Below are 23435 nucleotides of genomic sequence, written 5' to 3'. Positions count from 1 at the left end.
TTCCCGGGTTGTGGAGATCAACGATCTGACGGCGGCCGAGCAGCAGGTGCGGCGGGCGTTCGCGACGGGGGCGGCGGTCGAATTCCGCGCCGGGGACGACGAGGACGCCGCGCAGGGCGCGCACTGGGGGCCCGAACGCACGGTCCGGGCAACGGTGGTGCGCGCCCTGCTGCTGAACGGGCCGCAGGAACCGGGCGAGATAGCCGCGCTCAAGCTGTCCGGGGCGCGCATCACCGGCGTACTCGATCTGCGGTACGGGACGACCGAGTTCGCCGTGCGGCTGAGTCACTGTCACTTCGACGAGGTGCCCCTTCTGTACGGCGCCCGGTTCCGGCAGCTCAACCTGAGCGACTCGGTGCTGCCGGGGCTGTTCGCGGCCACCGTGCACGTGGACGGTGTCCTACGGTTCACGGGCTGCCGCTTCGAGGGCACGGCGCGGCTGGGCGGGGCGCACATCTCGGGGGCGCTGTTCCTGGACGGGGCCCGGTTCTCGGCCGGCGACGGCCCGGACGGGGCGGCGGACGGCGCGCTCCATCTCAACCATGTGAGCATCGGCGACGATCTGTGGGCACCCGGACTGCAGGCGGACGGCGAGGTGCGCCTGAACAGTGCCGAGGTCGCGGGCTCGATCCGGCTCAACGACGCACGTCTCAGCAGTCCGGGTGGCCCCGCCCTCGACGCGGAGACCCTGACGGTGCACGGTGACGTCCTCATGCGGAACCTGCGCTGCCACGGCTGGATCGGCCTGCGGGGCGCCCGTGTCGAGGGCCGTCTCGAACTCTCCCACGCGCATCTGTCGAACCCCGGGGACACGGCGCTGCGAGCGAGCAGCTGCACCCTGGGGGAGCTCTGGCTGCGCAAGAGCCCTCCCATACAAGGGGTCCTGAACCTGCGCCGCGCCCAGATCGAGGTCCTGTTCCTGGAGCCGGAGGTACTGCCCACCGAGGTGCTGCTGACCGACCTCGTCTACACCTCGCTCACCCCGCACGTGCCCGCCGACCGCCGCCTGCCCATGCTGGAACGGGACGGCGACGGCTATGTCCCCCACGCCTACGAGCAGTTGGCCACCTCCTACCGCCGCATCGGCGACGACCACGCCGCCCGCCTCGTCCAACTCGCCAAGCAGCGCCGCCTGCGCACCACCCGCTCCTGGTACGGCCGCATCTGGGGCTACGTCCAGGACGCCACCGTCGGTTACGGCTTCCGCCCGCTGCGCGCCGCCGTCTGGCTGCTGTCGCTGCTGGCCGTGGGCTCGATCGCCTACGCGCTGCACCACCCCCACGCGCTGAAGGCGTCCGAGGCCCCGGACTTCAACCCGGTCTTCTACACCCTCGACCTGCTGCTGCCGGTGATCTCCTTCGGCCAGGAGGGCGCGTTCGCACCGGACGGCTGGTACCAGTACCTCTCCTACACGCTGATCATCACCGGCTGGATTCTCGCCACGACGGTCGTCACCGGCGTCACCCGGACCGTCAGCCGCCAGTGAGGTGCTGGGCGGCCAGCCGCACGGGCGCGTTCTGCGCGCCGTAGCCGCGGTGGCCGCCGTCGCGCTGGACCAGCTCGAAGAAGACCCGTCCGACGGTGCGGGTGTAGCAGTGCCTGAACTCCCCGTGCGCGTCGCGGTCGTAGAGGATGCCGAGTTCGCGATACGTCTCCAGCTCCCCGTCCGCGAACTCGAACCGGGCGGCCAGGTCGTCGTAGTAGTTCGCGGGGATCGGCAGCAGCCGCCCGCCCGCGGCCAGGAAGCGCCGGGCCGCGGCCACCACGTCGTCCGTGGCGAGGGCGATGTGCTGAGCATGCACCGTGTCATCCCTCGGCGCCGCCCCCACGGACAGCACGATCCGCACACTCCCGTCGCCATTGGCAACCGCCCTGCTGCGTAGCAGCCCATACGGATCGGCAACATCCACACTCTCCTGCGCGGACAACCCGAGAACGCTGCGGTGAAAGAGGGCGGCCTCGTCGAACTGGTGCCAGGGTTGGACGAGGGCGAGGTGGTCGATGCGGGTCACATGGGGGGTCGGGGCGGTGTGTGCGTCGGGCGCCGTGGTGTTTTGCGCGCCAGGCGCAGTGGTGTCTTGCGCGTCGGGCTTCGGGGCGGTGTGCGCGCGGGGCCTCGTGGCGGCGGGCGCACCAGGCTCTGTGGCGGTATGCACACCGGGGGTCGTGGCGGTGTGCGCGTCGGGCGCCGGGGTGTCTTGCGCGTCGGGCTCCGAGGCGGCCTGCCCACCGGGCGTTGTGCGGGCGTGGGCACCAGGTTGCTTGGGGGCGCAGGCACCAGGTTCCGTGGCGGTATACGCGCCAAGCCCTGGGGCGTCTTGCGTGCCGAGCCCTGTGACGTCGCGCGCACCGCGCCCTGTGGCAGCAGGCACACCAGACCCCGTGGCGACGTGCGCACCGGGCGCCGTAGCGGGATGCGCACCATAACCCGAGGCGGCGTGCACGCCGGGCGTCGTGGCGGTATGCACAACGTCCTCGAAGTCCCCCCGCCAGTCCGGGAGTTCAGGGCGCCCGGTGGCGCAGAAGAACAGCTCCGTGCCGTCGGGGGCCGCCACTGCGTCCAGTGGTGCGTCGGTCGTTGCGCGGCGGCGGGGCAGTACCGGGGACAGGAGGGCCTCGGCGCGGCGGGCGGCGCCGGCCGGGTCCGGTGACTCCAGGCCGATCGCGGCGAGCCCGGTGCCCTCGCGGCGGACGGCCGGTCCGGTGTTGACGAGGACGCGCGCCTCGCCCTGCTCCCACAGATCGACCGGCTTGCTGCGATGGCGCGCCGTGCGGGCGAAGCCCAGCGCACCGAGCACCTCGGAGACCGGCTCGGCATCGGGCGTCACCAGTTCGGCGAAGGCCACGCCGGTGGGGACGACGGGGCCGGGCAGTTCGACCGACCCCAGCGACTCCTGGAGCACCAGCAGCGACCGGTGCGCGTCCACGGCCGCCGGACCGGCCTCCGCCTGCCGGAAGACGTCGTTGAACACCTCCAGCGACAACGGCCCGTCGTACCCCGCCCGCAGCACATGCCGTACGAGCCCGGCGACGTCGAACCCGCCCTGCCCGGGGAAGCAGCGGTAGTGCCAGCTCCACTGCAGGACGTCCATGGCGAGCAGCGGGGCGTCCGCGAGCTGCAGAAAGAAGATCTTCTCGCCCGGGATGTCCGCGATGGCCTTGGGATCGGACCCCCGGGACAGAATGTGGAAGCTGTCGAGACACGTGCCCAGCGCGGGATGGTCCGCCGCCTCCACGATCCGCCAGGCATGGTCGTACGTACTGACGTGCCGTCCCCAGGCGAGCGCCTCGTAGGCGACCCGAATCCCGAACTCCTGGGCCAGATCGGCCAGTTGACTCAACTGCCGGGCGGCGAGCTCATCGTCGTCGACGGCCGCCGCATGCACGCTGGAACAGACGAGAACGGTGTCGGCCCCCAGCCGCCGCATCACCTCGAACTTGCGCCGGGCCCGCCGTAGATTCCGCGAGAACTCCTCCTCGGGCACGGCCTCCATGTCCCGCATCGGCTGATACAGATCAATACTCAGCCCGAGATCCGCACACCGCTCCCGAACCTCCTCGGGAGCCAGCCGACTTGCCAGCAGATCGTTCTCGAAGATCTCGACCCCGTCGAACCCGGCCCGCGAGGCAGCGGTCAGCTTCTCGGTGAGAGTCCCACTGAGCGAAACGGTAGCGATAGCCGTACGCATGCCAACACCTTCCAACTGCCTATCTGCAACACCCTCAGGGGCGCGGGGCTGCATCTGATGTGCGGCTACCGCCGCGTGGGCGCGATCAACCACAATCAACCCGCAGCCGCCCACGACCTACTGAACCGAGCTCTCCGCCGCCCCAGCCAACTCCCCGATATCCCCCAACATCCGCGAAGCATCCGGCTCACACCCCGTGAACAACCGAAACGCATCAGCAGCCTGAAACACAGCCATCCCACCCCCGTCCAACACAGCACACCCACACCCCCGAGCGGCCCGCACCAACTCCGTCTCCAACGGCCGGTACACCACCTCGGCAACCCACAACCCGCCCCGCAAGAGCCCCGCGGGAAACGGCACCCCGGGATGCGCCGCCATCCCCGTGGGCGTCGCATGCACCACCCCATCGGCGGACGCCACCAACCCCGCCAGCTCGTCCAACGAACCCGCGGCAGCACGCCCCTGGCCGAAGTGCCGGTTCAACTGGCCGACCAGCGACACCGCCCGCTCCACCACCGCATCGACGACAGTCACCACCCCCGCCCCGAGATTGAGCGTCGCGTGAGCGACAGCGGCCCCCGCACCACCGGCCCCCACCTGCACCACCCGCTCCAGCGAGGCGTCCGGCAGTCCACGCGCGAACGACGCCGCGAACCCGGTGACGTCCGTGTTGTGCCCGACCGCGCGCCCGTTCTCGAAGACGACGGTGTTCACCGCACCCAGTGCCTCGGCCTGCGGGGCGAGCGCGTCCAGGTGCTCGATGACGAGCTGCTTGCAGGGGTGGGTGATGTTCAGCCCGTCGAAGCCCAGGTCGCGGGCGGCCCGCACCAGGTCGCCGACCGCTTGCGGGGGCCGGCCGAGGACGTCGATGTCGATGAGCCGGTACACGTAGCGCAGACCCTGCCGGTCCGCCTCCCGCTCGTGCAGCGCCGGGCTGAGCGACGGGCCGATGCCGGAGCCGATCAGTCCGACGAGAAACGAGTCCTTGGCCACACGGACCTCCTGAGCTGACGCCAGTGCACGAGGGAACCGACGCTAATGTACGAACCAGTACGTTAGCTATATCAGCCACACTTCCCGCTGGGAACCCCCACCCCGCCTTCTACAATCTGCGGCACTGGCCGTACTCCCGAAGGAACTCGATGACCAGCGTCGACGAACCGGCACGACCCAACGGACGGATCCGCGACGCCGCCCGCACCCAGGCGGAGATCCTGGACGTGGCGACACAGGAGTTCGCGCGGGCCGGCTACGACGGCGCCCGGGTCGACGAGATCGCCGCCCGCACCCGCACCACGAAGCGGATGATCTACTACTACTTCGGCGGCAAGGAGCAGCTCTTCACGGCCGTACTGGAGCGGGCGTACGGCGTGATCCGCGAGGCCGAGCAGGAGCTGGACGTAGAGCATCTGGACCCGGTCGCGGCGATCAGGCGGCTGGCGGAGCTGACCTTCGACCACCACGAGCAGCACCCGGACTTCATCCGCCTCGTCAGCATCGAGAACATCCACGGGGCCGCGCACATCGCCGGCTCCGAGAAGCTCGGCAAGATCGGCTCCCCCGCGCTCGACGTGATCCGCCGCATCCTGGCCACCGGGCAGGAGTCCGGCCTGTTCACGGCCGATGTCGACGCGGTCGATCTGCACGCGATGATCAGCTCGTTCTGCTTCTTCCGGGTCGCCAACCGGCACACCTTCGGGGCCCTGTTCGGCCGTGACCTGGTGGACCCGGCCCAGCGCGAGCACTACCGCGCCATGCTCGGCGACATGGTGATCGCGTATCTGACGGCGGAGCGCGCCGCCGACTGAGGACGTTCGGCAGCGCCCCTTGACACGTGGGAAACGGCGACGCACCATCCCTACCCATCGGGACTAACTACCCAGTGGGTTAATTAGCCGGGACCCGGCTCTTCCAACGACCCCCTGCCCCGCTCTTCGCTCTACACCTTCCGCTCACCGCTCACCGCTCTCCGCTTCCCCTTCCCCCTCCCTCCGCCTACGTTGGAGCTTCCTCGAAGGAGCACGCCGTGTCCGTCCCCGCCGAAGCCGCCGGGCAGCCGAAGAAGGCGGCAGCCGCCGCCTGGATCGGCAGCGCTCTGGAGTACTACGACTTCTTCATCTACGGCAGCGCGGCCGCGCTGATCTTCCCCAAGGTCTTCTTCGACGAGTCCGACCCCGCCACCGCGACCCTGCTCTCGCTGGCCACGTTCGGTGTCGCCTACGCGGCCCGGCCCGTCGGCGCGCTCTTCCTCGGGCACTTCGGCGACCGGGTGGGCCGTAAGAAGATCATGGTCTTCACGCTGCTGCTGATGGGCCTGTCGACCTTCCTGATCGGCTGTCTGCCCACCCGCGCCCAGGTCGGCTCCCTGGCGCCGGTGCTGCTGGTGCTGTGCCGCATCCTCCAGGGCGTCTCGGCCGCGGGCGAACAGGCCAGCGCGAACTCCATGACGCTCGAACACGCGCCGTCGAACCGGCGCGGCTTCTTCACCAGCTTCACCCTCGGCGGCACACAGGGCGGCCAGCTCATCGCCACGCTGGTCTTCATCCCGATCGCCGCGCTCCCCGAGAACCAGCTGCTGTCTTGGGGCTGGCGGATCCCGTTCTGGGCGAGCGTCGTGGTCGCCGTCGTCGGCTACGTCATCCGCCGCAGGCTGGAGGAGACGCCGGCCTTCGCCAGGCAGGCGGCCACCGAGGGCGTCGTCAAACTGCCGCTCGCGGTGCTGCTGCGCGAGCACTGGGCGGACGTGCTGCGGGTGATCGGCGGTGCGCTCATCGCCTCGGTCTCCACGATCTTCACGGTCTGGGCCCTCGCCTACGCCACCAGCGACTCCGTCGGCATGTCCCGGTCCTCGATGCTGTGGGTGGGCGCACTCGCCAACGTCGTGGCGCTCGCGGCGATCCCCCTGTGGGCCTCGCTGTCGGACCGCATCGGGCGCCGTCCCGTGTTCCTGATCGGCTCGGTCGGCAGCGCGATCACGATGTTCCTGTACCTGTGGGCGATCTCCACCGGCAACTACCCGCTGACCCTGCTCCTCGGCATCGTCACCTTCGGCGTCGTCTACAGCGCCGCGAACGGCGTGTGGCCCTCGTTCTACGGCGAGATGTTCTCCACCCGCGTCCGCCTGTCCGGCATGGCCATCGGCACCCAGATCGGCTTCGCCGTAGCAGGCTTCGCGGTCACCTTCGCCGCCCAGATCGCGGGCCCCGACGGCACCGACTGGTCCTCGGTGGCCCTGTTCACCGCAGCCCTCTGCATCCCCCCGATGATCACCGCCCTCTCGGCCCGCGAGACCCACACGATCCCGACTGAACACTTGGGCGACCGAACCACCCACCATGCCTCACAGCCGGAGAAGGTGACGGCTTGAAGGAGGCCGGTTACGGCCGAGGATGCCGCGGCTCGTAAAGGCCGACTTCACCCCCGCCGGGCAGCCGGAACCCGGTCAGCCGCCCCCAGCGTGCCTCCTGCAGGGGACGTGTGAACTCCACGCCCCTGTCGGTGAGTTCGGCCGTGGTCGCGTCGAGGTCGTCGCACATCAGCAGCAGTTCGTGCGACGGTTCGCCGTCGGCCGGATGACAGGCCACCTCGGTGGGCGGTGCCTTGAAGATCAGCCATCCGTGACCGGCGTCGACATGCTCCCAGCCGAGCACGTCCCGGAAGAACGCCCGGTCCGCCTCGGCGTCATTGCTGTGGATCACGACATGGGCCCCATTGATCACGCGCGGAGCGTATGCGCGGGCCGGGGCCGCGGCAAGCACTGCGGGGTCACGCGTTGGACCAGCCCCGCTCGCACAGTACCAGCCGATAGCCGTCCGGGTCCTCGACGGTCACCCCCCACCGGTTCCAGTACGGATTCGGCGAGGCCACCCGCTTGCCGCCGTACTGCTCCAGACGGGCGACCAGTTCCTCCGGCACCGCCCCGTCGACGTAGAGGACGAGGAGGTCCTCCTCGGTGGGCCGGGGCTCGACGGGCCGGCCGGGCTCATGGACGAGTTCCAGGTGCCAGCCGGCGTCCGGCCAGCCGACCATCAGCAGCTCGTGCTCCCCGGGTTCGGTGCCGCCCTCGGTCCGCCACACCACGCTCAGCCCGAGCCCCTCCACCCAGAACCGCTCGGCCGCCGCGAGGTCCCGCGACGGGCGGGCGACGCGGATGTGGCTACGACCGTTGACAGGCATGGTGACCTCTCTCCAAACGGCGACTCTGAACTGCGGCTTCGTCCCTCGCAGCCTAGGCAGCGGATGATCCCCGGACCATCGGTCATCCGCCCTGCACCCCGAGCCCTAGGTCCCCGCGAAGCGCCCCACCCCCGTTGACAGATGACGTTTTCAGCAAGAACATCGGCCGGAACGAGCACAAATGAACAGCACTGCGGCACGGCAACCCCATGACTCCCCCTCTCCCGCAGAAGGACATGAGTGGTGCGCATCCTTTCCCGCAAGTTCTCCCGCACGTCCGGCTGTCTCCTCGCGGCCGCCCTGACGGTGGCCTTCCTGCCGTCCACGGCGAACGGCTCCCCGGCCCAGGCCTCCGGCGCTCACGGACCGCGCGTCTCGCAGTCCGCGGGCGCGGTCACGCTTGACGTGCCGGCCACGCACGACTCCCCCGGCTACTCGCTCTCCGTCCCGAAGTCCGGCCAACTCGCCCTGACCACCAGAAGATCCGGCCACACCGTTCTCGCGACGGGCCCGGACGCCCTGCGCTTCACGTCCGGCGATAACACCTGGCAGCACGCCACCACGCTGACCGGCTGGCGCTGGCGCGACGGCGTGCTCACCCTCACGGCGGACACGACCCTCGCCGGAACCACCGTCGAGGCCCGCGTGACCCCCACCGCCGACCGCTACCGTCTCGACTGGGACGTCAAGGGCGCGGGGGCCACCCGACTCGGCCTCACCTACGGCCTGAACAGCGCCGGGCACTGGTACGGCCACGGCGAGACGACCACCCCCTCGGGCGGCCCGTACACCGACCAGCCCTGGCCGCTGGACGCCGGGCAGGTCGAGCAGGACGACTTCAGCGCGGCCTCGTACCAGATGGTCGATCCCTTCTGGTACACGCAGAGTTCGGCCGGGCTGTACGTCGACACCGGCGACACCATGGACGTCGCCCTCAACAGCGGCGGCGACGGCCTGGGCCGCTTCACGGTGGAGTCCGGCAGCACGTACAAGGCGACCGTCTTCGTCGAGTCGACGCCGCGCGACGTCTACCGCGACTACATCGGCATCGTCGGCAAGCCGCGCCAGAGCGACGCGACGTACGAGCAGTACGCGAAGCCGCTGTGGAACTCCTGGGCGCAGTTCTACACCAACGTCAACCAGGAGAAGCTCCTCGAGTACGCAACCGACCTGCACGCCAACGGAGTTGACGGTCACACCATCCAGCTCGACGACAAGTGGGAGTCGAACTACGGGAACATGACCTTCGACCCGAAGGCCTATCCCGACCCGAAGGCGATGTCGGACCAGATCCACGCCATGGGCTACGACTTCGGCCTCTGGGTCACCCTGTGGATCAACCTGGACTCCGCCAACTACCAGTACGCGGCCGACCACGACTATCTGCTGCACGACGCCGCCGACCCCACCAAGCCCTGCACGGTGACCTGGTGGAACGGCACCGCCGGCATCGTCGACCTGGCCAACCCCGAGGCGAAGGCCTGGTACCAGGGCAATCTGCAGAAACTGATGGACACCTACGACGTCGACGGCCTGAAGTTCGACACCCGCTTCTTCGACGACCACTGCACCGGCCGCGACGGCAACACCCGCACCGACTACCAGCGCCTGGGCTCCGAACTCGCCGACTCCTACGACCTCCAGGGCGCCGGCATCCGCGTGCACTGGGGCAGCGCGGCGCACCAGGCGGGCTTCGTCATCCGGCAGATCGACAAGGGCACCGGCTGGGACTCGCTGCGGGCGGCCGTCTCGCAGAACCTGGCCCTGTCCACGATCGGCTACCCGTTCGTGGAGACCGACATGATCGGCGGCTCCAGCGGGCAGCCCGCGCCGACGAAGGAGGTCCTGGTCCGCTGGGCGCAGACGGCGTCGTACATGCCGCTGATGTACGCCTCCACGTCCCCGGTGGACACGATCGACGCGACGACCGGCCAGAAGGTGGACTACGACCAGCAGACCGTCGACCTCTACCGCGAGGCGATCGCCCGCCACGAGCGGCTCGCGCCCTACATCTGGGACCAGGTGCAGAACTCGCTGAGGACCGGTGACCCGATCGTCCGGCCGCTGTTCTTCGACTTCCCCCAGGACAAGGCGGGTTACACGGTCGGCGACGAGTGGATGCTCGGCCCCGCGGTGCTCTCGGCGCCGAACCTGACGTCGGCGGACACGCGGGACATCCATCTGCCGCCCGGCCGGTGGTACGACGTCAACCGCCACACGACGATCAAGGGCCCCACCACCCTCAAGGCGTACGCCGCTCCGCTCGGTGTCACCCCGGCGTTTGTGAACCTCCACGCCAAAGGCGCCGTTGAGGCATTGCGCGCGCTGCGGTAATCATGAGGGATCACCGTGTGCTCCGGCCGGTTTCAGGGGCGGCCGGAGCACACGGGGCCGAGGGCGCCGGCCGGTTCAGCCCCTGTTGGCACCCTCGGGGATTCCGTACGTCCGCTCCACCTTCAGCCGCACCACCAGCCGCCGGTCACGCACCATCGCGGCCCGGTAGTCGTCCCAGTCGGGATGCTCACCCACCACGTCACGGTAGAGCCGGATCAGCTCCTCGACCGTCTCGTCGTACGGATCCTCGGCGACGGGCGAGAGCTCGACGGTCCCCTCGGCCACCGCGTAGGCCCGGCGGTCAGGCGTGGACACGTGGTAGGAGGCCCGCGGATCACGCCGCAGATTACGCGTCTTGGCCCGGTCGTCGGTGACCGAGATCCGCACCATCCGCTCCTCCCGGTAGAAGTGATGGCTGACGTTCGACAACTGAGGCCGCCCATCACGCTTGAGCGTGACCAGCACCCCACCGTGGCCCTGGGAGAGCAGCTCGAACAACGCGTCCTGAGTCATACCTGGATCAACTCGCACGACGGATCTCCGCATTCCCGCCATCCATCGAGTAGACACTGTCTACGCCTGGCTGGTAGACAGTGTCTATGGATGCTTCCGACACGGGGCTGCGCGCCCGACTGGTCGACGTCGGGGTGGAGCTGGTCGCCCTGGAGGGCGCGCAGGCACTGACCCTGCGGGAGATCGCGCGCCGGGCGGGTGTCTCCCACGGCGCACCCCGGCGCTATTTCCCCACCCACCTGGAGCTGCTGTCGGCCATCGCCCGGCGCGGCTTCGCCGAGCTGGCCGCGCAGGTGGCCACGGCGACCGGGGACGGCACGGCGCCCCCGCGCGAGCAGCTCACCGCCCTGGGGCGCTGCTATCTGCGCTTCGCGCTGGACCACCGTGGAATGTACGAGCTGATGTTCCGTCACGATCTGTTGGAGAGCGGCCATCTGGGCCTGCGCGGCACCAGCCTGCCGTTGTTCGACGGCCTGGTGGAGCTGGTGGGACGGGCCCGGCCCGGCGCCGACGCCCGGATCGTCGCGGGCGCCCTGTGGGCGAACCTGCACGGCATCGCCCAGCTGTGGGGCTGGGGCAGCCTCCAACTCGCCACGGGCGCCGACGACTTCACGCCCCTGCTGAGCTCGGCCCTGGACGCGCACCTCGGAGCCGGCTCTTGAACCTCCACCGCGCAGCGACGCTCACGAGCAGCGTCGCCGGAGCCGTGATCGTCGCCCTGGACGGCACGGTCCTCACCGTCGCCCAGCCCGCACTGCAACGCGACCTCTCGGCGTCGTTCGCGCAGGTCCAGTGGACCAGCACCGGTTATCTCGTCGCGGTGGCGAGCCTGTTGGTGTTCTCCGGACGGCTCGGCGACCGCTACGGCCACCACCGCGTCTTCGCGCTCGGCATGCTGGGCTTCGGGGCGGCGTCGGCGGGCATCGGTCTCGCGCCCGGCGTCGGCTGGGTGATCGGACTGCGGGTCGTCCAGGGGGTGTTCGGGGCGCTGCTGCAGCCCGCCACGCTCGGCATGCTGCGGGCCGCGTACCCGCCGGACCGGCTGCGGACGCCGATCGCGGTGCGCACCGGGGCGATCGGCCTGGCGGCCGCGGCGGGCCCCGTGCTGGGCGGAGTTCTGGTCTCGGGGCCGGGCTGGCGGGCGGTGTTCTTCCTCAATGTCGTACCGGCACTCGTCTTCGGCCTGCTCGCGCTCACGCTGCCCGCCGCGCGTTCCCGGCCCTCCCCCGCCCGCCTGGACATACCCGGCGCCGTCCTGCTCGCCGCGACCCTGGCCTGTCTGGTGCACGTCCTCGTCCAACTGCCGCACAGCGGCTGGACGTTGGGGGGCGGGGTCTTCCTGGTACTGGTCGTGGTGACGGGCGCCGCCTTCGTGCGGCACGAGCGGCGGACCGCGAGCCCACTGGTACCGCCGGATGTCGTCGGGTCGGCCGCCGTCACCGGCGCGCTCACCGTCCTCGTCATCGCGTCGGCCGCGCTGCACGGCACGCTCTTCGTCGCGACCTTCGTCCTGCAGGACGACCTCGGCTACGACCCGCTGCACATGGCGCTGCTCAGCCTGCCGCTCGCCGCACTCATGATCCTCGCCGCGCCGAGCGCCGCGGTCCTGCTGCGCCGGGTGGGCCCTCGTCGTACGACCGTGGCGGCGACGGCCGTCCTGGCCGCGGGGATCGTCGTGCTGGGCGCGCTCTCGGGGGGCGCGGTCTCGCTGTGCACCGGATTCGGGCTGCTCGGAGCCGGGTTCGGCACGGTGATGGTGACGGCGACGCATGTCGTCGTACGGCAGTCCGCGGCCGGCTCGGCCGGTGTCGCGGGGGGTCTGCAGCAGACCGCGATGAACGTCGGTCCGGTGCTGGGCGTGGCCGTGGCGGCGACGCTCGGGGGACTGGGGCACGGGTATGCGCTGCCGCTCTACGTCCTTGCCCTCGTCGCCGCGGTCGGAGCGGTCGCGGGGCGGGTTCTGCCGGAACGTTCCGTCGTAACGATCAATCACGTCCGACAGGGGGACCGGGCCCGGCTTCCTGCGCGAGGATGAGTGCGAGGCCGTTCGGACGGGGTAGCGCCGGACCGGGTCTCGGTGAGCGCATTCGGAGGAGAGCGATGGGGCAGCTGCGGCAAGAGGTCGACCCGGACGAGGTCGGGCTGGACGTGAAGGCGCTGGACCGCCTCGACGAGACATGCGCCCGGTATGTCGAGGAGGGGCGGCTGCCCGGCTTTCTGGTGGCCCTGGCTCGCGGGGGACGCGTCGCCCATGTCACGACCCACGGGCTGCGCGACGTGGCGGCGGGTCTGCCCGTGGAGGCGGACACGCTGTGGCGGATCTACTCCATGACCAAGCCGGTCACCTCGGTCGCCGCGCTGATGCTGGTGGAGGAGGGCCGGCTCGCGCTGGACGACCCGCTCGACCGGTATCTGCCGGCCTTCGCGAACCCGCGGGTGTACGAGAGCGGCGAGGGCGCCGACGTACACACCCGCCCGGCCGACGGGCCGATACGGATCCGCCATCTGCTGACCCACACCTCGGGGCTGACCTTCGCCTTCTACCACAGCCATCCCGTCGACGCGCTCTACCGCGCGGCCGGCCTGGAGTCGTCGGTGGTGCCGGGCACGGATCTCGCGGAGACCGTGGACGTGTACGCGGCTCAGCCCCTGCAGTTCGAGCCGGGCACACAGTGGAACTACTCGGTCTCCACCAATGTGCTCGGCCGGGTGATCGAGGTGGTGTCCGGGCAGAGTCTCGACGTGTTCCTCGCCGAGCGGATCTTCGGCCCGCTCGGCATGACCGACGCCGGCTTCTGCGTCACCGACGAACAGGCCCCGAGACTTGCCGAGTTGTACGGCGAGAGCGACGACGGCGGCATCAAGCCGGTGCCGGGGCTGCCGCTGCGCGGCGGGCGGCCCCGGCTGCTGTCCGGCAGTGGCGGCATGGTGGCGTCCGCCCACGACTTCCACCGGCTGATGGAGCTGCTGCGCCGCCGCGGCGAACTCGACGGGGTCCGGCTGCTCGCTCCCGAGACGGTGGACCTGATGACCCGCAACCACCTGCCCGGCGGCGCCGATCTGCGCGCCTTCGGCAGCCGTCCGGCCCATGACGAGCCGAACAACGACGGCGTCGGTTTCGGCCTCGGCGTCTCGGTCGTCATCGACCCGGAGCGCACCGTGTCCCCGACCAGCCCCGGCACCTACGGCTGGAGCGGCGCCGCCACGACGACCTTCTGGGTCGACCCCGCCCGCGATCTGACGGTGCAGTTCATGACCCAGGTCCGCCCGAAGTCGTCGCTGAGGGTCATCCCCGAACTCCGGCGCCTGGTCCACGACGTCGTGACGAACTGAGGCACCGCCCACGAGGCACCGCCCACCTCGCCGACGGTGAGTCCCCTGCAGACACCGGCGGCGAGGCGGGCGGGCGTGATCAGGACAGATGCGCGACCGCGTCCAGGTGCGGCAGCACGTGGTCGAGCCGCTCCCGCTTGGTGCGCAGATAGGTGATGTTGCTCTCGCACGGCGGGATCAACAGCGGTACGGTCTCGGCCACTTCGATGCCATGCTCCACCAACGCCTCCCGCTTGCGCGGGTTGTTGGACAGCAGCCGCACCGAGTTCACGCCCAGGTCCTGCAGGATTCTCGCCGCCACGCCGTAGTCCCGGGCGTCCACCGGCAGTCCGAGCGCGAGGTTCGCCTCGACGGTGTCCAGCCCCTCCGCCTGCAGCGCCATCGCCCGCAGCTTGGCGAGCAGTCCGATGCCGCGGCCCTCGTGACCGCGCAGATAGACGACGATTCCGCTGCCCTCGGCGACAACGGCCTTGAGCGCCCCGGCCAGTTGATCGCCGCACTCGCAGTGCTGGGAGCCGAACGCGTCACCGGTCAGGCACTCGGAATGCAGCCGGGTGAGGACGCCCTCGGTGCCTATGTCGCCGTGCACCAGGGCCACTTGTTCGTCACCACGATCGTGATCCATGTAGCCGACGGCGCGGAATTTCCCGTACACCGTGGGCAGTGGTGCATTCACGATCCGTTCCACACCCGTGCGCTGCGTGCGCTGTGGAGACCCCTTGCCGAGTACGCCGATTTTTTCTGTCATGATCTGATTCCTAAGCAGAGACGAAAGGCCGTGAAGAAATGAGTGTTTCGGGCGCGCGTACGGCGGCGAACGGGCTGGTGCCGGCGGACACTACGGAAGAGGTACGGACCAGGGCCGAGGGTGTCTCAACGCAGGTCGCCGTCCTTCCCGTCGGCAGCTTCGAACAGCACGGCCCGTTCCTCCCGCTGGCCACGGACACGCTGGTTGCCTGTGCTGTCGCCCGGGAGATCGCCGCGGCGTACCCGGTGCACCTCCTTCCCCCGGTGACGATCTCCTGCTCGCACGAGCATGCGGCCTGGCCCGGGACCGTCAGCATCTCCTCGGTGACCCTTCACTCGGTGGTATGTGACATTGCACAGTCCCTCCGCCGCTCCGGCGTCGACGCCCTGGTGGTGGTCAACGGCCACGGCGGAAACTACGTACTGGGCAACGTCGTTCAGGAATCCTCCGCCCGCGGCGAGCGGATGGCGCTGTTCCCGGCCGCGGAGGACTGGGAAACGGCGCGGCAGCGGGCGGGAGTGACCACCTCGCTGCTGACCGACATGCACGCGGGAGAAATCGAGACCTCCATCCTTCTGCATGCTCACCCGGAATTTCTTCGACCCGGTTACGAGACCTCCGATTTCGTCGCTGACGACCGGCGCCATCTGCTGACTCTCGGTATGTCCGGCTATACCGATTCGGGGGTCATCGGACGTCCTTCGCTGGGTTCGGCGGAAAAGGGGAAGGAACTGCTGGCGAGCCTCGCGGATTCCTTCGGCGCGTATTTCTCGCTCCTCACCTCGGCGGACGGACGGGCGTAGTCGGCACCGTATTCCGGGGCTGCCTCTCCCGTCCCGGATTCCGCCGGACGCAGGCCCGTGTACCAGCGGGCGACGAGGACGCCGGCGCCGGGCAGGGCGGCCACGAAGCTGAGCACGCCGTAGACGACGGCGGTCGCCACACCGGTGCTCGCACCGAGGCCCGCGGCGCCGAACGCCCAGGCGGTGGCGCCCTCGCGGGGCCCGAAGCCGCCGACGTTCAGCGGCAGTCCCATGGCGACGAGCGCGAGCACGGCCAGCGGCAGCAGCGCGGCGACGGAGGCGTCCGAGCCGGCGATGCGGGCGGCGAGCACGAACATCCCGAGGTGTCCGGCCAGGATGACCAGCGACGAGACGCTGACGCCGGGCCAGTTGCGGCGGGAGAGCAGTCCCTCGCGCGCCTCGCTCAGCGTCGCGCGCAGGGCCCGGCCGCGGCGGGACGGCGCCTTGTTCATGCGCAGCGCGACGACGACGGCGAGGGCGCCGACCGCGGCGAGCCCGACCAGCGGGGCGAAGTGCCGCGCCTCGTCCTGCACCGGCGACGGCAGCGTCAGCAGCATCGCCGCTCCCACGACCGTCAACGCGACCTGTCCGGCGACCCGTTCGAGCACCACCGAGCGCACCCCGCGGCCGAGGTCGCCCGCGTCCTGCCCCGACCGCACCGCCCGGTGCACATCACCGAGGACCCCGCCGGGCAGGGCCGCGTTCAGGAACAGCGAGCGGTAGTAGTCCGCGACCGCCGCTCCCAGCGGCAGCCGGAGCTTCAGGCCCCGGGCGACCAGGACCCAGCGCCAGGCGCTGAGCACGGTGGTGACCAGGCCGATGGCGAGCGCCGCCAGCAGCGTCGCCGTGTCGATGCGGCGCAGACCATCGAGCAGGACGCCGGTACCGAGCCGCCACAGCAGCGCTCCGACGATGACGACACCGGCGCCGGTGCCGAAGTGGGTGCGTACAGCAGGGGAGTTGAGCCGCGCCAGGCACCTACGCCACCAGGGCGCGGGCTGCTCGGGCCGGGCGGAGGGGACGATCCCAGGAACCGCCGTAGCGGGGGCGGGGGTGGAGACAGGGGCGGGCCCCGTCCACGTGTCGACGTGCGCATGCGGCTCGCCGCATGTCTCGAACGGCACCAGCCGGGGGCTCACCCGGGCGCCCACCGTGTCCACGCTCATGAGGCGCCGCCCGTCGGCCGGGAGAGCGCGAGCAGGTCGGTGTGGTGGACGGTGACGTGCAGGTCGCCCGCCTCGCAGGCGGCCAGCCGCTCCTGCAGATACTTTTCTGCACGAGCCTTCAGCCCGGGTTCCTGCTCTACGGCCGCGCCGACCCAGCCGCGCAGCCACTGCGCCGTCAGCTCCGCCTGGTCGGGACCGAGCCGCCAGGGGCTCGGGTTGAGCCGCACCGTCGCCCCACGCTCCGAGAACGCCTCGCACGCCACGGTCACCGAGTCCGGGCCGAGCAGTCCGTCGCGGCGCTGGTGGGCGTTGAACGCCTCGGTGATCTCCTCGTCCATCGGGTGGGGCGGGCCGAACTCGACGCGCCCGGCCACCGACAGCGTCAGCAGGGCGGGGCAACCGGCTCCGGTGCAGGCGTCGGCGAGGGTCTCGATCTCCTCGCGGGTGAGGACGTCGAGGAGCGCGGAGGCGGTCGCCAGCGCGGCGCCGCGCAGGGCGTCCGGGGTGAGCCGGGCGACGTCGCCCCGCCGGGTCTCCACGGTGACCCGGCTGCCGTCGGCGGCGGAGCGCGGGGAGGCGACGGCCGCGAAGTGCAGCAGATAGGGGTCGCGGTCGTGCAGGACCCAGTGCTGGGCGCCGTCCAGCCGGGGCGCGAGCCAGCGGCCCATCGAGCCGGTGCCGCACCCCAGGTCGTGGATGACGATCCCGCCCTTGCCGGGCAGGTTGGCCAGCCGGATCCGCAGCGGGTCGAGCAGATCGTTCGCCCGCGCGCCGGCGTCGGCGGGCTCGCGCAGCTCCAGCCACTCGGGGGCGTAGCGCGGCGGCTCCTCGTCCCCGGTGTCCCGGAGTCGTACGGTGGCGCGCTCGCCGGGGCGGGAAGCCGGGGCGTCCGGGCGGGAAGTCTCGCCTCGGCGAGGACTGGGCCCTGCGCCGGGAATCACGGAGTCCGGAGTCATGGAGTTTGCCGCTGCACGCTCGTCGCGGGGCCCGGGTTGGGCCGGGATCTTCTCACCGATCTCTGCCGCCTTGTTCATGCCGCCCTCCTGGGTTCGCTCGGCAGCCGGCCCAGTACTCCGGCAAGGCTGCGGGCCGTGGTCGCCCACCCGTCCAGGGCGGCCCGTCGGCCCCGGGCGGCGGCCTTCAGCCGGCGTCGTACATCGGCCTCGCCGAACCAGCCGCGCAGTTCGGCGGCGAGGGCGGCGGGGTCCTCCGGCGGGACGAGGATGCCGGGGACGCCGCCGTCGGGGGCGCGTCCGACCGCCTCGGGGAGACCGCCGACATCCGTGGCCAGCACCGGGATGCCGCGCGCGAGGGCCTCCGTCACCGCCATGCCGTAGGTCTCGGCGTACGAGGTGAGGACCATCAGGTCGGCGGTGGCGTAGCTGGCGTCGAGCTCGGCACCGGACCGTGGGCCGGCCAGTTCGATGCGGTCCTGAAGACCGTGCTCCTTGATGAGCTGCCGCAGATGGGCGACGTACTCCGGGTCGTGACCGAGTCCGCCGACGCAGACGCAGCTCCACGGCAGGTCGGCCGCCGCGGCCAGCGCCTGCACCAGCCGGTGCTGCCCCTTGCGCGGGGTCACCGCGGCGACGCAGAGCAGCCGGGAGACCCCGTCGGTGCCGGAGGCCAGCGGCGCGATGTCGGCGCCGGGGGCGGCGACATGGACCCGCTCGGGGGCGAGGCCGTGGTGCGAGACGAGGCGGCGTACGGCCCAGTCGCTGGTGGCGATCACGGCGGGCACGGCGCGCAGGACGTCGCGTTCCTTGGCGTCCAGTTCGGCGGCGAGCGCGGGTTCGAGGCCGGTCTCGTCGCCGAGCGGGAGGTGCACCAGGACCGCGAGGTGCAGCCGGTCGGTCTCCGGTACGACGACCTCGGGGACGGCGCAGGCGACGATGCCGTCCAGCAGGACGACCGAGCCGTCCGGCAACTCACGGAGCGTACGGGCGAGTTCGGCCCGGTCCGCGGCCGTAGGCCGGGGCCACCGGCCGGCCACGGCGTGCTTGTGGACCTGCCAGCCGAAGCCGGGCAGATCCAGGCTCACGCGCCGGTCGTAGGCGTTGCCGCCGCTCGGGGCTGCCGGGTCGTCGACACCGCCCGGCATGACGAAGTGCACGGAGCGCAGGGACATGGGGATGATCTCGGCGTTCTTCAGGACGGGGACGGAGTGCTGGACGGGCACATAGCCGAGCCCCGGCCGCTCCGTCTTCACCGTCGTCTCCGTCATCTGCGTCATCTGCGTCTTTTCCAGGGTCATGTGGGTCACAGGGCACGCTCGTAACTCGCCCAGGCGACGTGCGACTCGTGCAGGGTCACGGAGAGTTGCGCGATGCCCTTGGCGCCCTCGCCCATCGCGCCCTTCTCGATCCGCTCGGCGAGCCGGTCGGCGATGACCTTCGCGAGGAACTCCGTGGAGGTGTTGATTCCGGCGAAGTCCGGCTCGTCGTCGAGGTTTCTGTAGTTCAGCTCGCTGACCACGGCGCCGAGCTCCTGCGTGGCCAGGCCGATGTCGACGACGATGTTGTCGTCGTCCAGCTGCTCGCGCCGGAACGTGGCGTCCACCAGGAACGTGGCTCCGTGCAGGCGCTGCGCGGGCCCGAAGACCTCGCCGCGGAAGCTGTGGGCGATCATGATGTGATCGCGGACGGTGACACTGAACAACGGACGACCCTCCAGGTGCGGCGCGTCTGGTCCCTCGGCTGATCCCTGCCGGGGGATGCCCTTAATACGGCTCTTCACGTTCCCGCGTTCAGTCCACTCTCACTCTTTTCTCAGGTCAGGCCCTCTCGGTGTACCTGACACGGTGGCACAGGGCGGGAATGTCGCCCGAGGCCAGTTTCGGCATGATCTCCGGCAGCTCGTCGAACGCGCTTTCCCCTGTGATGAGTGCGTCGAGCGCCGGATCGGCGAGCAGGTCGAGGGCGAGGGCGAGCCGGTCGGCGTAGCTGCGGCTCGCGCGGGCCGGGGAGACGGTGCCGACCTGGCTGCTGCGGATGGTCAGCCGCCGGGAGTGGAAGGCCTCGCCGAGCGGGAGGCTGACCCTGCGGTCGCCGTACCAGCTCAGCTCGACGACGGTTCCCTCTGCGGCCAGGAGTTCCAGGGCGCGGGACAGGCCCTGTTCGGTGGCGCTGGCGTGCACGACGAGATCGCGTTCGCCGAGCGCGTCCGCGGGCAGCGCGAAGTCGACACCGAGGGCCTGGGCGATCTTGGCGCGCCCCGGATCGGCGTCGACGAGCTGCACACGTACGCCGGGGAAGCGGGCCAGCAGGGCGGCGACCGAGCAGCCGACCATGCCGCCGCCGACCACGCTGATCCGGTCGCCGATCAGCGGCGCGGCGTCCCACAGGGCGTTCACGGCGGTCTCGACGGTGCCGGCGAGGACGGCCCGTTCGGCGGGCACGGTGTCCGGTACGACGGTGACGGCGGCGGCCGGGACGACGTACCGAGTCTGATGCGGGTACAGACAGAAAACCGTCCGTCCCACCAGCTCCTCCACCCCCTCCTCCACCACCCCCACATTGAGGTAGCCGTACTTCACGGGAGCCGGGAACTCGCCCTCCTGAAAGGGCGCCCGCATGGCCGCGTACTGGTTCTCCGGGACGCCACCGCGGAACACCAGTGTCTCCGTGCCACGGCTGATGCCCGAGTACACGGTCCGCACCTGCACCTCGCCGTCACCGGGTTCCGGCAGGTCGGCGGTCCGGATCTCGCCCAGACCGGGACGACTGAGCCAGAACGCTCCTGCTATGCGGTTCATCGGGCGTCCTCCTGAACGATCGGGAAGCAGTTCACGTACCGAGGTGTGCACAGGCCGCGCACAGTACGCGGCGTTGATCGACTCTGTCATACGGCCGGAGGGTGTGCGGTGGCCCTGAACAACACTTACGACGCAAGGCTGGTCCAGCAGGAGACCGCTGTGGGAGCGGGCGTTCAGATCCTGTTGCTGGCCCTGCTCGGCACGGCGATCGGCATGGGGCCGGCGGGCTGGCTGACCGGCCTCGCCTTCGCCGTGGCCAGCTGGGCGGTGCTCTCCCGAGCATTGCACCGCTCCCGGCTGCGCTCCTTCGGCCCCGCCAATCGGGTGACACTCGGCCGGGCGACTTTGGTCGGCGGAGTGACGGCCCTCGTGGCGGACTCCTTCCAGAGCTCCCCGCCGGTCACCCTCTTCGTGGGCCTGACGGCGGTCGCCCTGATCCTGGACGGCGTGGACGGCAAGGTGGCCCGCGCCACCGGCACGTCGACTCCCCTGGGCGCCCGCTTCGACATGGAGGTCGACGCGTTCCTGATCCTCGTCCTCAGCGTCTACGTGTCGATGTCGCTCGGCCCCTGGGTCCTCCTCATCGGCGCCATGCGCTACGTCTTCGTCGCCGCGGCCCGCCTCTGGCCGTGGCTGAACGCCGAGCTCCCCCCGAGCATGGCCCGCAAGACGGTCGCCGCGATGCAGGGCATCTGCCTGCTCCTGGCCGCCTCGGGCTACCTGCCCCACCCCCTGTCCTTCGGCGTCGTCGCCGTGTCCCTCGGCTCCCTGATCTGGTCCTTCGGCCGGGACATCCTGTGGCTGCGGCGGACGTCGCACGTCCAGGACGGCGAGGTGGAGGAGATGCTGGAGATGGCGGTGGAGGCGCAGAGGGTGGCGTCCTGAGACAGGCAGGCAGTGCAGCCGCGGTTCAGCCCTCCACGGTCATCCGATACACGGTCGACTCCCGCACCGCGAACCCGAGCCGCTCATAGAGTCGGTTGGCGGCCAGACGGTCCGGCCGGGACGTGAGGTCCACCGTCCTGGCCCCGCCCTCCCGCGCAACCCGTACGGCCTCCTCGATCAACCGCCCGGCAATCCCATGCCCCCGCGCCCCCTCATCGACCACGACGTCCTCGATCCGGGCCCGCAGCCCGGACGGCACGGGGACCATGACAAGGGTCAGCGTCCCGACGATTTCCCGCTCGGCCCGGGCGAGCAGCACGGTGTTCGCGTCGCACGCCAGAATTCGCCGCACCGCTTCGACGTCGAGCGGCTTCGCTGTTGTGGACAACTGCGGCAGCAACCGCCCGAAGGCGTCGACGACTTCCCGGCCCGCGTGCCGCGCGACCTCGATCTCGATCTTCATGTCGGCGACCCTATCGACGTGGTCCAGGCTGATTTGACAGAGCATCGGGGGCTGTCTAGAACTTAGCCACATGACATTCATTTTCAAAACCAGCCCGACCCGGACCCGGTGATGCGGGTCGCGTTCGTCGGCAAGGGCGGCAGCGGCAAGACCACGCTGTCGGCACTCTTCTCCCGCCATCTGGCCCGCTCCGGCGCGCCGGTCCTCGCCATCGACGGCGACATCAACCAGCACCTGGCCGAGGCACTGGGCCCGGACGACGACCCCTTGGACGCACCGCCCCTGGGAGCCCATCTCGCCGAGATCAAGACCCTTCTGAGGGGCACCAACCCACGCATCGCCTCGCCCGAGGCGATGATCAAGACAACGCCACCCGGCCGCGGCTCACGCCTCCTGCGGCTGCTCGGCGACGACGAACTGCACACACGGCACGTCCGCCGCGTGGGCGACGTACCGCTGATGGCGACGGGCGCGTTCGACGAGAGCGATCTGGGCGTGGCCTGCTACCACTCCAAGCTCGGTGGGGTGGAGCTCTACCTGAACCACCTCGTGGACGGCCCCGGCGAGTACGTCGTCGTCGACATGACGGCAGGCGCGGACGCGTTCGCGTCGGGCCTGTTCACCCGCTTCGACATCACGTTCCTGGTGGCGGAGCCGACCCGCAAGGGCGTCTCGGTCTACCGCCAATACCGCGACCACGCACGGGAGTTCGGCATCCGTCTCGCCGTCGTCGGCAACAAGGTGACCGGCGAGGACGACCTGCTGTTCCTCAAGGAGCAGGTGGGCGACGACCTGTTGACCCATCTGGTCCAGTCACCCTGGGTCCGGGCGGCGGAGCAGGGCCGTACGAAAGCCGAGTCGGACGCCCTCGACTCACTGGAACCGCACAACCGCCACGCCCTGAGCATCCTGCGCGAAACGGTCGACTCCCGCCCCAGGGACTGGCCCACGCTCCACCGCCATGCCGTCGAGTTCCACCTGCGCAACGCCCGCGCATGGGCGGACAAGGCGACCGGCCAGGATCTGGCGAAGCAGGTGGACCCGGACTTCGTCCCGGGTCGACTGCCCGGGACTGACCTGACACCGAATTCAGCGCACTGACCCATTCATGCACTCAACCCGCGAACTCAACAGGAGAAATTCCCCCATGTCTCTCGACGTCTCCCCGAAGCTCCTCGCCGAAGCCGAGCAGGGCGACATCCGCGAAGAGGACTTCGTGGACACGGTCCGTACGTCCCTCCCCTACGCCTACGACCTCATCGCCTCCCTGACCACCGAACTCCGCAGCGGAGCAGCCGAGTTCGCCGACAACCAGACCCCTCCGCCCTCGGAACAGGAACGCGGCCAGCTGCTGCGCGCCCTCGCCAGCGACGCCATTCGCACCAGCCTCGAACGCCACTTCGACATCGAACTGGCCTTCCAGAACTGCCACCGGGTGGCGGCCTTCCGACCCGGGGCGCGAGGCGGACAGACGTACGGCCGCTTCACGTCGGTGCGGTCGCAAGTGCTGAACCAGTCACCGGAGTTCAGGGACTGCTGACGTCCAGCCGGCAACGGACCCCACCGGC

The 23435-nt window shown here is 70.6% G+C and carries 22 protein-coding genes and 1 pseudogene; 11 read left to right on the top strand and 12 right to left on the bottom strand.

Annotation, left to right across the window (positions count from 1 at the left end; all coding sequences use genetic code 11):
- Positions 1-10 precede the first annotated feature (10 nt).
- Positions 11-1486: a membrane-associated oxidoreductase gene (locus tag MQN93_RS03395; RefSeq protein ID WP_242708210.1), complete on the top strand. Its 1476-nt coding sequence runs from the start codon at positions 11-13 to the stop codon at positions 1484-1486.
- On the opposite strand, the gene MQN93_RS03390 is transcribed toward MQN93_RS03395, so the two are convergent.
- On the bottom strand, positions 1473-3689 hold the full coding sequence (locus tag MQN93_RS03390; protein WP_242708209.1) for a sugar phosphate isomerase/epimerase and 4-hydroxyphenylpyruvate domain-containing protein: 2217 nt from the start codon (positions 3687-3689) through the stop codon (positions 1473-1475). The two genes, MQN93_RS03395 and MQN93_RS03390, sit on opposite strands and share 14 nt — an antisense overlap.
- A gap of 117 nt (positions 3690-3806) precedes the next feature.
- On the bottom strand, positions 3807-4685 hold the full coding sequence (locus tag MQN93_RS03385; RefSeq protein WP_242708208.1) for a shikimate dehydrogenase: 879 nt from the start codon (positions 4683-4685) through the stop codon (positions 3807-3809).
- Positions 4686-4834: 149 nt separating this feature from the next.
- Here MQN93_RS03385 and MQN93_RS03380 point away from each other — a divergent pair, with 149 nt between their 5' ends.
- Together MQN93_RS03380 and MQN93_RS03375 are read left to right on the top strand one after the other, a co-directional pair.
- Positions 4835-5500 (top strand): TetR/AcrR family transcriptional regulator, encoded by a 666-nt coding sequence (locus MQN93_RS03380; protein ID WP_016431569.1) that lies wholly within the window; start codon positions 4835-4837, stop codon positions 5498-5500.
- A 218-nt stretch (positions 5501-5718) separates the two neighbouring features.
- Complete coding sequence (locus tag MQN93_RS03375) at positions 5719-7059, top strand: MFS transporter (protein ID WP_242708207.1); 1341 nt, start codon at positions 5719-5721, stop codon at positions 7057-7059.
- 10 nt (positions 7060-7069) lie between these two features.
- Here the strand turns inward: MQN93_RS03375 and MQN93_RS03370 are convergent, their stop codons facing one another.
- Together MQN93_RS03370 and MQN93_RS03365 are read right to left on the bottom strand one after the other, a co-directional pair.
- Positions 7070-7411 carry a VOC family protein gene (locus MQN93_RS03370; RefSeq protein WP_242708206.1) on the bottom strand — a complete coding sequence of 114 codons (342 nt, stop codon included), beginning with the start codon at positions 7409-7411 and terminating at the stop codon, positions 7070-7072.
- Positions 7412-7457: 46 nt separating this feature from the next.
- Positions 7458-7868, bottom strand: a complete 411-nt coding sequence (locus MQN93_RS03365) for a VOC family protein (protein ID WP_242708205.1) — start codon at positions 7866-7868, stop codon at positions 7458-7460.
- A 243-nt stretch (positions 7869-8111) separates the two neighbouring features.
- Here MQN93_RS03365 and MQN93_RS03360 point away from each other — a divergent pair, with 243 nt between their 5' ends.
- Positions 8112-10202, top strand: a complete 2091-nt coding sequence (locus tag MQN93_RS03360) for a glycoside hydrolase family 31 protein (protein ID WP_242708204.1) — start codon at positions 8112-8114, stop codon at positions 10200-10202.
- 75 nt (positions 10203-10277) lie between these two features.
- Here MQN93_RS03360 and MQN93_RS03355 read toward each other — a convergent pair whose 3' ends face one another.
- Entirely contained in the window at positions 10278-10715 is a 438-nt protein-coding gene (locus tag MQN93_RS03355; RefSeq protein ID WP_242708203.1) for a PPOX class F420-dependent oxidoreductase, read from the bottom strand.
- 86 nt (positions 10716-10801) lie between these two features.
- Here MQN93_RS03355 and MQN93_RS03350 point away from each other — a divergent pair, with 86 nt between their 5' ends.
- The 3 genes from MQN93_RS03350 to MQN93_RS03340 all read left to right on the top strand — a co-directional run bounded on the left by MQN93_RS03350 (position 10802) and on the right by MQN93_RS03340 (position 14048).
- Positions 10802-11377, top strand: coding sequence for a TetR/AcrR family transcriptional regulator (locus MQN93_RS03350; protein ID WP_242708202.1), 576 nt, complete (start codon positions 10802-10804; stop codon positions 11375-11377).
- Entirely contained in the window at positions 11374-12750 is a 1377-nt protein-coding gene (locus tag MQN93_RS03345; RefSeq protein WP_242708201.1) for an MFS transporter, read from the top strand. The genes MQN93_RS03350 and MQN93_RS03345 overlap by 4 nt, the downstream gene beginning before the upstream one ends.
- 65 nt (positions 12751-12815) lie before the next feature.
- Complete coding sequence (locus tag MQN93_RS03340) at positions 12816-14048, top strand: serine hydrolase domain-containing protein (protein WP_242708200.1); 1233 nt, start codon at positions 12816-12818, stop codon at positions 14046-14048.
- Between the two features lie 79 nt (positions 14049-14127).
- On the opposite strand, the gene ribA is transcribed toward MQN93_RS03340, so the two are convergent.
- Positions 14128-14796, bottom strand: coding sequence for a GTP cyclohydrolase II (gene ribA / locus MQN93_RS03335; RefSeq protein ID WP_016431578.1), 669 nt, complete (start codon positions 14794-14796; stop codon positions 14128-14130).
- 38 nt (positions 14797-14834) lie between these two features.
- Here ribA and MQN93_RS03330 point away from each other — a divergent pair, with 38 nt between their 5' ends.
- Positions 14835-15599 (top strand): creatininase family protein, encoded by a 765-nt coding sequence (locus tag MQN93_RS03330; protein WP_016431579.1) that lies wholly within the window; start codon positions 14835-14837, stop codon positions 15597-15599.
- Positions 15600-15700: 101 nt separating this feature from the next.
- Here MQN93_RS03330 and MQN93_RS03325 read toward each other — a convergent pair.
- The 5 genes and pseudogenes from MQN93_RS03325 to MQN93_RS03305 form a co-directional block, all read right to left on the bottom strand.
- Positions 15701-16765: pseudogene (locus MQN93_RS03325) on the bottom strand (lysylphosphatidylglycerol synthase transmembrane domain-containing protein); the annotation flags it as partial.
- Positions 16762-17799, bottom strand: coding sequence for a class I SAM-dependent methyltransferase (locus MQN93_RS03320; RefSeq protein ID WP_016431581.1), 1038 nt, complete (start codon positions 17797-17799; stop codon positions 16762-16764). The gene MQN93_RS03320 and the pseudogene MQN93_RS03325, both read right to left, overlap by 4 nt.
- On the bottom strand, positions 17796-18998 hold the full coding sequence (locus tag MQN93_RS03315; RefSeq protein ID WP_372504273.1) for a glycosyltransferase family 4 protein: 1203 nt from the start codon (positions 18996-18998) through the stop codon (positions 17796-17798). The genes MQN93_RS03320 and MQN93_RS03315 overlap by 4 nt, the downstream gene beginning before the upstream one ends.
- A 26-nt stretch (positions 18999-19024) precedes the next feature.
- Entirely contained in the window at positions 19025-19423 is a 399-nt protein-coding gene (locus MQN93_RS03310) for a 6-pyruvoyl trahydropterin synthase family protein (RefSeq protein WP_242708198.1), read from the bottom strand.
- Positions 19424-19538: 115 nt separating this feature from the next.
- Positions 19539-20519: a zinc-dependent alcohol dehydrogenase gene (locus tag MQN93_RS03305; RefSeq protein WP_242708197.1), complete on the bottom strand. Its 981-nt coding sequence runs from the start codon at positions 20517-20519 to the stop codon at positions 19539-19541.
- Positions 20520-20627: 108 nt separating this feature from the next.
- On the opposite strand from MQN93_RS03305, the gene MQN93_RS03300 reads away from it, so the two are divergent.
- On the top strand, positions 20628-21404 hold the full coding sequence (locus tag MQN93_RS03300; protein ID WP_242708196.1) for a CDP-alcohol phosphatidyltransferase family protein: 777 nt from the start codon (positions 20628-20630) through the stop codon (positions 21402-21404).
- A gap of 25 nt (positions 21405-21429) precedes the next feature.
- Here the strand turns inward: MQN93_RS03300 and MQN93_RS03295 are convergent, their stop codons facing one another.
- Positions 21430-21867, bottom strand: coding sequence for a GNAT family N-acetyltransferase (locus MQN93_RS03295; protein WP_242708195.1), 438 nt, complete (start codon positions 21865-21867; stop codon positions 21430-21432).
- Positions 21868-21978: 111 nt separating this feature from the next.
- Here MQN93_RS03295 and MQN93_RS03290 point away from each other — a divergent pair, with 111 nt between their 5' ends.
- The gene (locus MQN93_RS03290; protein ID WP_242708194.1) at positions 21979-22968 is read left to right on the top strand and encodes an ATP-binding protein; all 990 of its coding nucleotides are present in this window, start codon (positions 21979-21981) and stop codon (positions 22966-22968) included.
- Between the two features lie 46 nt (positions 22969-23014).
- Positions 23015-23407: an SCO5389 family protein gene (locus MQN93_RS03285; RefSeq protein WP_242708193.1), complete on the top strand. Its 393-nt coding sequence runs from the start codon at positions 23015-23017 to the stop codon at positions 23405-23407.
- The last annotated feature ends 28 nt before the right edge of the window (positions 23408-23435 follow it).

This window comes from Streptomyces spinosisporus, from assembly GCF_022698145.1.
GTDB lineage: Bacteria > Actinomycetota > Actinomycetes > Streptomycetales > Streptomycetaceae > Streptomyces > Streptomyces spinosisporus.
The sequence above is the reverse complement of the archived record's forward strand: the minus strand, read 5'-3'. Positions and strand labels throughout refer to the sequence as shown.